Origin of the sequence: Campylobacter sp. RM19073, assembly GCF_024723495.1 — a bacterium.
Taxonomy (GTDB): Bacteria; Campylobacterota; Campylobacteria; order Campylobacterales; family Campylobacteraceae; genus Campylobacter; species Campylobacter porcelli.
In genome coordinates, this window is record NZ_JANQCT010000014.1 from 26,263 (window position 1) to 35,007 (window position 8,745).

The 8,745-nt window shown below is 33.8% G+C and carries 11 protein-coding genes and 1 other RNA gene; 2 read left to right on the forward strand and 10 right to left on the reverse strand.

Annotated elements, in window-relative coordinates; genetic code table 11:
* Window positions 1-2 precede the first annotated feature (2 nt).
* The 6 genes from CSUIS19073_RS06060 to panB are packed head-to-tail and all read right to left on the reverse strand — an operon-like array spanning window position 3 to window position 4,946.
* Window positions 3-728: an ABC transporter ATP-binding protein gene (locus CSUIS19073_RS06060; protein ID WP_086237846.1), complete on the reverse strand. Its 726-nt coding sequence runs from the start codon at window positions 726-728 to the stop codon at window positions 3-5.
* Window positions 725-1,792 carry an MlaE family ABC transporter permease gene (locus CSUIS19073_RS06065; protein ID WP_086242586.1) on the reverse strand — a complete coding sequence of 356 codons (1,068 nt, stop codon included), beginning with the start codon at window positions 1,790-1,792 and terminating at the stop codon, window positions 725-727. Before CSUIS19073_RS06065 ends, CSUIS19073_RS06060 begins: the two co-directional genes overlap by 4 nt.
* Window positions 1,789-2,826: an AI-2E family transporter gene (locus CSUIS19073_RS06070; RefSeq protein WP_086242585.1), complete on the reverse strand. Its 1,038-nt coding sequence runs from the start codon at window positions 2,824-2,826 to the stop codon at window positions 1,789-1,791. Before CSUIS19073_RS06070 ends, CSUIS19073_RS06065 begins: the two co-directional genes overlap by 4 nt.
* Window positions 2,819-3,847 (reverse strand): Holliday junction branch migration DNA helicase RuvB, encoded by a 1,029-nt coding sequence (gene ruvB / locus CSUIS19073_RS06075; RefSeq protein ID WP_086237843.1) that lies wholly within the window; start codon window positions 3,845-3,847, stop codon window positions 2,819-2,821. The genes CSUIS19073_RS06070 and ruvB overlap by 8 nt, the downstream gene beginning before the upstream one ends.
* Before the next feature lie 9 nt (window positions 3,848-3,856).
* The gene (locus CSUIS19073_RS06080; RefSeq protein ID WP_086242584.1) at window positions 3,857-4,168 is read right to left on the reverse strand and encodes a rhodanese-like domain-containing protein; all 312 of its coding nucleotides are present in this window, start codon (window positions 4,166-4,168) and stop codon (window positions 3,857-3,859) included.
* On the reverse strand, window positions 4,152-4,946 hold the full coding sequence (gene panB / locus CSUIS19073_RS06085; protein ID WP_086237841.1) for a 3-methyl-2-oxobutanoate hydroxymethyltransferase: 795 nt from the start codon (window positions 4,944-4,946) through the stop codon (window positions 4,152-4,154). The genes CSUIS19073_RS06080 and panB overlap by 17 nt, the downstream gene beginning before the upstream one ends.
* Window positions 4,947-5,029: 83 nt before the next feature.
* Between panB and CSUIS19073_RS06090 the strand changes: the two genes are divergently transcribed.
* Entirely contained in the window at window positions 5,030-5,446 is a 417-nt protein-coding gene (locus tag CSUIS19073_RS06090; RefSeq protein ID WP_086242583.1) for a phosphorelay protein, read from the forward strand.
* 38 nt (window positions 5,447-5,484) lie between these two features.
* Window positions 5,485-5,846, forward strand: a transfer-messenger RNA (tmRNA) gene (gene ssrA, locus CSUIS19073_RS06095).
* Between the two features lie 103 nt (window positions 5,847-5,949).
* Here the strand turns inward: ssrA and CSUIS19073_RS06100 are convergent.
* The 4 genes from CSUIS19073_RS06100 to CSUIS19073_RS06115 all read right to left on the reverse strand — a co-directional run bounded on the left by CSUIS19073_RS06100 (window position 5,950) and on the right by CSUIS19073_RS06115 (window position 8,625).
* The gene (locus CSUIS19073_RS06100) at window positions 5,950-6,246 is read right to left on the reverse strand and encodes a hypothetical protein (RefSeq protein WP_086242582.1); all 297 of its coding nucleotides are present in this window, start codon (window positions 6,244-6,246) and stop codon (window positions 5,950-5,952) included.
* Window positions 6,247-6,698: 452 nt separating this feature from the next.
* Window positions 6,699-7,946, reverse strand: a complete 1,248-nt coding sequence (locus CSUIS19073_RS06105; protein ID WP_086242581.1) for a PDDEXK-like family protein — start codon at window positions 7,944-7,946, stop codon at window positions 6,699-6,701.
* Between the two features lie 28 nt (window positions 7,947-7,974).
* The gene (locus tag CSUIS19073_RS06110) at window positions 7,975-8,289 is read right to left on the reverse strand and encodes a hypothetical protein (RefSeq protein ID WP_086237791.1); all 315 of its coding nucleotides are present in this window, start codon (window positions 8,287-8,289) and stop codon (window positions 7,975-7,977) included.
* A 105-nt stretch (window positions 8,290-8,394) separates the two neighbouring features.
* Window positions 8,395-8,625, reverse strand: coding sequence for a YkgJ family cysteine cluster protein (locus CSUIS19073_RS06115; protein ID WP_086242580.1), 231 nt, complete (start codon window positions 8,623-8,625; stop codon window positions 8,395-8,397).
* Window positions 8,626-8,745 lie beyond the last annotated feature (120 nt).

Sequence of the window (8,745 nt, forward strand, 5' to 3'; positions counted from 1 at the left end):
TCCTACCTCATCATAAATAGATCTTTTAATGGATTGTCTTTAAATTCCAAAGCTTGTTTTAAATCCCCCTCAAATACAATCTTCTTATTATCCACTATCAAAAATCTATCCAAAATATTAAATATACTATCTACATCGTGAGTTACCATAATTATAGTAACACCCAAGCTATCCCTAATTTCACAAATCAATCTATCCATCGCCCTAGCACTTATAGGGTCAAGTCCGGAGTTTGGCTCATCTAAAAATAGCACCCTTGGACTAAGTGCTAAAGCCCTAGCTAACGCCACTCTCTTTTTCATTCCACCACTTAACTCACTAGGATACAAACTCATCGCATTTGGTTTTAATCCAACTTTTATAAGCCACATTTTAGCCACTTCATCTATATCATTTTGGCTAAATTCACTATACTCCCTAAGCATAATTCCAATATTATCCAAAACACTCATATTACTAAAAAGCGCCCCAAACTGAAACATAACCCCCATTTGTAACTTAATGCTCTCTTGCTCTTTTAAAGATGCTCTCCAAATATCCACCCCGCCAATCTTCACACTTCCGCTACTTGGCTTTTTTAAAAATATCATGGTTTTTAAAAGCGTGGTTTTACCACTTCCAGACCCACCCAAAAGACCATAAATCTCACCGCTTTTTATATGAAAATTTGCCCCATCATTAATGATTCTATCATTATAAGTAGTTACTATATCTTTACCAACTATCATACGCCAAGCTCTGTATAAATCACTGAAAATAACGCATCTAAAGCAATAATCCAAAATATCGCATTTACCACACTTTTAGTAGTTAGCTGACCTACACTATTTGTGCTTCCACTAACCTCAAATCCCCTCATACAACCAATCAGTCCAATTACAGCACCAAAAAACGGCGTCTTAATCATCCCTACAAAAAAATGCCTTAGCTCCACACTCTCTTTAAATCTTTGTAAATACTCATAAAAGCTAAAATCTAAATATATTTTACACACTATCATCTGGGCTAAAATGCTAATTGCATTGGCTAAAAAGACCACCAAAGGCACAGCGATGATAAGTGCCATAATCCTAGGCATAACAACAAATTTAAATGGATCAAAGCCCATAGTTTTCATAGCTTCTATCTCTTCAGTTATCTTCATCACGCCAATTTGCGCTGTATAGCTAGAAGCAGACCTACCAGCTATCACAATCGCAGCTATCAAAGGCCCAACCTCACGCAAGGTCATTATCCCCATAATATCCACCACATAGATACTAGCACCAAATTGACTAAGCATACTAGCACCTTGATAGGCTAAAACCACACCAATTAAAAAACTAGTAAGCCCCACTATCCCCACAGACCCAAAACCAGCAGTTTTAATATGATTAGAAAGCTCTTGAAATCTAATCTTAAATGGCTCTTTAAATCCAGCGATCAACACAAACAAAAACTCTCCCAAAAATATACAAAAATTCACAATATTATGCCGTATATCGATGATTGATTTGCCAACTTGCTCAATTAAATTTATATCCCTTGACTTGTCAATTGCTAAATTTAAAATCCGCTTATCACGCACTAAAGCAAAGATTTTATCAAATTTATCATTAGAATTAACTAGATGAAATTCACCCAAATTCTTACTCAAAAATATCGCCATAGCATAATCAATATGCTCTAAATTAGCTAAATCAATCTTAGATGGTTTTAAGCTTTTTAATCTCTTTAAATCGTCCTTTTTCGCCCGATAATCCCATCTCCCAAATAAACTCAGCGTATCGCCATTAAACTCAAATTTACTCATCTTTTCACATAAACCCTAAAAGAAGCTATAAAAAGCGTTAAAATCGCAGGACCTAACACAATCCCCCAAAATCCAAAGCTAGATAGCCCAGCCATCATAGAAAAAAAGATTAAAAGCTCATTTATCCTAGTCTCATCACCAATTAATTTGCGGCTTATAAATTTAATTATCAAAGGCTTGATGAAATTATCAGCCAAAGTAGATATCACAACTATAGTATAAATCGCAATTATAATAGCATTAATCCACCTAGAAACGCTCAATTCATATATACACAGCGGCACAAAAATCAAAGCCCCACCAATAACTGGTATCAGCGAAGCAAAAGCAAATAAAACCCCAAATAGCACCCCATCATATCCATAAAAGCTAGCTATCAAAGCAAATAAAACCCCTTGTAATAGCATATTAGCAATTGTGGAGTAAAATACCACGCTCATAGTATTTGCCACTTCGCTAAATATCTCTTTTATCTCCTTAGTTGCAATCGGTGCTACACTTGCCACATAGCTACTAAGATAAGCCCCATAATAGTGAGTAAAAAATATAAATATCATAATAAATCCCATATCTACAATGAAATTTACGCCATTATTAAGAGTTAAGCTAAGATACCCTATGGATTTTTTCGCTACCCCTTCTAAATCCAAATTGGCTAAGAAATCTACAATTTTTGGCTCTAAAAATCCAAATTTATCCAAAATTATAATATTATAGTTTTTAATCTGATTTATGGTTTCATTTATGGTATTTATATCTAAATTTGAGATATATTTTATTAAGGAAAATATAAGATAAAAAAATGGCAAACAAAATATAGCAAAAAGGATAATCATAGTAATGATAGTGGCTAAAATTTGGCTATTTTTGCTTATTTTTAGGCTAAATTTTTGAATGCTTAGAGTTGATATAGCTAGTAAAATCCCAATTGACATAGTCATCAAATAATCTTTAAAAAGATACAATAAAGCCGCCAATAAAACAAGCAAAAATCCAGAGTAAAATACCTTGCTAGTGCGTAATTTTTCACTCATCAAAAAGCCCTTTATCAGACTCATTAATCATATGCTTTGGTGGCTGTTTGCCAAAAATTTTATAAGTTTGATCGCTTAGTATTCTACCCTTTGCGGTCCTTTGGATATATCCATTGCTTAATAGATATGGCTCGATAACATCTTCTATAGTGCCCTCATCTTCGCTCAAAGCCGCAGCTATAGTAGAAAGCCCCAAAGCACGAGTAGAGTATGCTAAGATATTAAGATATTTAAGATCCATCTCATCAAATCCAAGCTCATTTACTCCTAGGCTATCAAGCGCCATCTTAGCCCTTTTAGAGCTGATACTGCTCTCATCGGCCACTTCAGCAAAATCCCTAATTCTCCTAAGCAATCTAAGTGCTATTCTAGGCGTTCCACGACTACGCCTTGCTATTTCTAAACTAGCATCTTTACTAGTAGCCTTGCCTAATTTATTTGCTGCTAAGGATATAATCTCTCCTAGCTCATCAGCACTATAAAACTGCAATCTAAACTGCATTCCAAAGCGATCACGAAGCGGTGCTGAGATCATACCAGCTCTAGTAGTAGCACCTATTAGAGTAAATTTAGGAATATCAATCTTGATTGTCTGCGCTGCTGGGCCGCTACCTATGATAATATCAAGCCGAAAATCCTCCATAGCTGAGTAAAGCACCTCTTCAATAGCTGGACTAAGGCGGTGAATTTCATCTATAAATAGCACATCGCCCTCTTCTAAATTTGTCAAAATCGCAGCCAAATCGCCACTTTTTTCTATCATTGGGGCTGAAGTTATCTTGATATTTGCCTCCATCTTAGAAGCAATGATATGAGCCAAAGTGGTCTTCCCAAGTCCTGGAGGCCCATAAAATAAGGCGTGATCTAGACACTCGCCACGCTTTTTAGCCGCAGCTATAAAAACCTCTAAATTTGCCTTAATCTTATCTTGACCTATATATTCAGCAAAACTTGAAGGCCTTAAACTAACCTCATACTCAGCATCAAAGCTAACTCTCTCAATCTCTACAATCCTATCCAAATCCCAGTCCTATAACTCAAATTTATCAAATTTCGCACCCATTTTCTCATAATAATACGCCCCACCCCTAATCTCTTTAACATTGCTAAAACCATGCTTTTTAAGCAGTTTTAACGCATCTTTAGAGCGAGTTGCAGTAGCGCACATTAGATAAAATTCATCATCTTTTTTAAATATACTCTCAATAGAGCTTACAAATAGCGGATTAACCTTACCGCTTAAATTCGCATAAGTAATCAAATGCGACCCATTTAATATCCCAAACTCAAGCCACTCGCTAGGCAAGCGAATATCTACTATTTTACTATTTTGTATATTCATATTCTTGACTTGGAAATTTAATATTTTTTACTTCATCAGCGTATTTTTTCATCGCTTCACGAATCAAATTCGCCCCATCTAAATATCTCTTGACAAATTTAGGCTTAAACTCATCATAAAACCCAAACGCATCGCTCCATACCAGCACCTGCCCATCAGTATCGCTTCCAGCTCCAATACCAATTGTAGGCACACTAAGAGCTTGTGTAACTCTTTTTGCTAGATGGCTTGGCACCCCTTCTATCAGCACCATTTTTGCCCCGGCTGCTTCTAAGGCCAAGGCATCTTCGATAATAGCATTTGCCTCATTCTCATCTTTTCCAGCGACCCTATATCCGCCCTCTTTTCTTGAAAGTTGTGGCTTTAAACCTATGTGAGCGATAACGGCAATTCCATTTTGATTTAATAATTTTATCGTCTGAGCCATCTCTTTTGAACCTTCGATTTTCACAGCATCGCAAAGAGTATTTTTATAAATTTTCACAGCATTTTTTAATGTAATTTCTGGAGTTATAGTTGAGCCAAAAGGCATATCCACGACCAAAAATGCTCTCTTAGCACCCATTTGAACGGCCTTTGCGTGATATATCATCTCATCTACGCTAAGCCCTATAGTCTCATTTTTACCACCAAAGCTCATATTTAGACTATCGCCTACTAAAATCATATCCGCATAATCATCAAAAAGCCTAGCAAACAAAGCATCATAGGCAGTAATCATAACGATTTTTTCCCTATTTTTCTTAGCGACCAAATCGCCGATTGTTACTTTTTTCACACATTTCCTTTAATTTTTTGAAATATTTTACTAAATTTAACTTAAATTTTGTTACAATTTGACAAAAATCTAAAGAGCAAGCGATGGGTTTATTAAAAGAATTAGAAGCAAATTATGAATTAGACATTATAGAAGATTATCTTACTCATTTTGGATTTATAAATGGCACTCTTGATAAACTCATTGTAAATTTAAGCCGTAGCGATAAATTTGATGATAGTAGCAGTGAGCTTTATAGAATTTTTCACAATCTCAAAACCGCAAGTCAATATCTAAAACTAGATCAAATAGTCAAATTAACAACAATCGTAGAAGATATTACAAGTAGATTAAAATCCAGCCACACTACAGGTGCGACTGCTTCAAATGAGCTAATAGATTGGCTTCTTTTAGTAGTGGATCAATTGCAAGGCTACTTAGATGATATAGAAAATGATGAGATATATTTAAGGATATTAAATCCCAAAATCATCGCCATTCCAAATAAAATTTTTAATTAATCTTTAAGCTAAATTTGAGTATTATTCCAGCCTTTTATGGGGGTGACTTGGCTTCGACAGGAGTAGTGAGGTCACGGTGGCATGCAGCTTTTGGCATAGCTTAAAAAGCCTAAATTAAAATTAAACGCAAACAACGTTAAATTCGCTCCTGCTTACGCTAAAGCTGCGTAAGTTCAGTTGAGTCTTGCTATTTGGCGATACTATCTAGCTAAACAAGCGAGTAATCCTTAGATAGTGTAGTTTTGGTATTTGACGAGTATCAAGGCGAATTTTAGTCTTAGCTTGGCTAGTTGTTTTGGGAAGTGAGCAAGGCTGAGTGAAAATTTCACTTCTGCTAAGCATGTAGAGGCTGTGGGTTTGTTATTTTTGGACTGCGGTTCGATCCCGCACACCTCCACCATTTTTATTTTTTTATACAATAATTTTATTTTATCCTTTTAAAATACCAACAATATTTAAAAGCTTTATCTTAACAACCCACTTAAATAATCTAATAAAAAGTATTATCTATAATATAGCTTTCCATCTCCACTATTTACAAAAGTTTTTAAATCCTCTTTTGTTCTTATTTTTAGCTCTGTGCCGTGTAGCTTACAAATATTATCAAGCGATGTAAAAATAGCAGAGAATTCTCCACTAAACTTAGCATTGGCATAATCGCTAAATGCTGAGTCTAGTGCCATCATTCGCTTCATATGAGCTTGTTCTACTGCTAGTTCTAACCTTTCTATTTTGGCAATTAAAGCTGGCAAATTAGAAGTCACAAGCTCTGTTATTTCATCTGCTCTTTGCTTATTCATAGCCTTACTATAAAGCTTTTTCAGGGTCAAACCACGCAGATTCTGCCCCTTGGATTTTGCTTAGAAACTGCTCATCTACACTAAACTTTTGCTCTAAAATCTCCACACTATTTACGCTTTTGAAGTGAAATTTCTTAAACTTACCATTATCAAGCGCAAGTAAATATCAAAAGCCCATAAAAGTGCGATTTTTATAGGTTTTAGCTTAAACTATACTTTGCGGTAAAGCACACTTATAAGGCACTTTTGCCTATTTATATGATAAAAATGGTCGCTCAAGTCTCAATATACCTTTGGCTGGTGGGACTTTACAAGGATATACTAGCAATAGCGTATCTATAAAAAGAAGCTCTTTATCCACAATAAAAAAGGAAAAATATAAAAATCACAACCTAAGCGTATAATGTAGAGTTTTAGCTAAGTATTTTTACTTAGCTAAATGATTTTTATTACTAATCTCCATTGATTTTATTATTTATTTCTTTTAATTTATCTTTACCCTTTTTTATATCGCTTAAAATCCTATTAATATATTCTTCAACACTGTTTTCATTCTTGATATTCTTTAAAATAAAATCTTTTAATGTCATTTTTTCAAAGGCAAAATCACCAGCTAAATACCAACCACTACATCGTATTTGTATATCCATGTCTTCTAGTTTGATTTCATCATTGTTTTTAGGAAAACCATATAATATCTCATTCCTGTCTCTTTCTACAACAAAGCTAACATATTTATCATAGTTTAGTTCTTTTGGTTTTATTTCAATAACACAAATAAATTTATTTTCCAACCAATCTTTATTTTCAAACTTGTTAAATGACAATGTCCAATTATTTTGAATTTCCAAATTATTGTTTAGCTCGTTATAAACTTTTTCAAAAACGTTATTTGTTAATTCTATTCCTAATTCTATTTCTACGCTTTTAAAATTATCGTATATTGCAGCACAAAGCTCATAGTTGCTTCTAATTTGCTCTTTTACTATATCATTCGCCATTTTTTCTCCTTGATTTGTTAATATTTTTACTGCTTTTTCGTATTGTGAAATTATCGCGGTTAAATCCATCAAATTCGTAATTTCATCTTTTACTCTGCACAACCACTCTATAATTTCTTTCTTATAAGAAATGTGTTTAAAAGCGATTTCATTATTGTCGATTATCAAAGAATCATTTTTGACTTCATCAATTCCATCTAACTTTTTAATTACATCATCAGAAGGTGTAAGATATAAAACCAAAATTCTCTCATAAATTTCGCTTAATGAATCTTCGTTTTGTTCGCCTATTTCGCCTATAATAATTCGTATATATCTTGCGACTTGTTCATCGTGGTCGCTAGTCCAGAGTTTATTTTCTATTATTATGTGTTTATCGCCATCGGTTATATAAATATCAATATTTTTATATTCTCTATAAACTAGCGCATTTGAAGCATCAAGTCCAAAATCACTTATACCGCAAGCATTTATAAACTCACGCAAAAATAAATCGCCTTGATAATGCAGTCCCTTTGGGTCTAGCAAAGAGGCTATAAATTTTGAGTGTTTTACCTCTTTTGTTTCAAGCACATCAAAAATATTATAATCATGAATTCCACGAGCCCTACGCTCTTTTACTTTGTTTTCATACTCATTATAAGCCTTTTCAAACTCAGCAAAAAAACTTTTGTAGTCTTTTTCATTAAATTCCGCCATTGTAGTCTCCTAAAAAATGTTTAAAATTTTACCACAATTTCAATAGAAAATAGCCACCAAAAGCACCAAGTCCAGCCAAAGTACCAGCTCCACCAGCAGCAATCACACCACTCAACATAGAACTTAGTCCAAACACACTATAGCCAATTTTAGCAAGCTCAATATCTTTACCATTGATTTCTACTACATAATCATCATTGGCAGTTTCCACTCTAGCAATTAGTGCTGCAAAACGCTCCAATGTCCCATTAAGGGTTCTTTGTTTTTCTTCGCCTAATTGCTTAAATGCTTCATTTGTTTTATCTTGAATAAGTTTAAAGGCATCAACAGCATAAACATACATTTTTTGCTCTTCACTTCTTTCTATAGCTCCAACTGAATCTACTATCCAACCAGCTACTATAGGTATTAATGGTAATTGGCATATTATCTCCTTAAAATTCTTCTTTTATTCTGAAATTCTCATCAATGTTTTCAAGCCTTCATTACAAGCCTTAGCATTAATGGAATAAAACTTCTCTCTACTCCAAATCTTATTAAATAAACCATACATTTCATCAATACGGCAAATTAGTGGTCTATTGTCATATATTTTGCACTTATTGCTCTTAAGATCTAGCTCTTTACCCCCCCCCTTTTTTTTATCTAAATATTTACTTAAATTTAAAAAATAGCAAATTTATAAGCTCTTAAATTACATAAGAATATCAAAAAACAATTACTACCAAATGCGAGATAGTCTAATTTACAAGCTTGGATTGGCTTAATCATAATCCTAAGCTAATTTTAATAATATTAT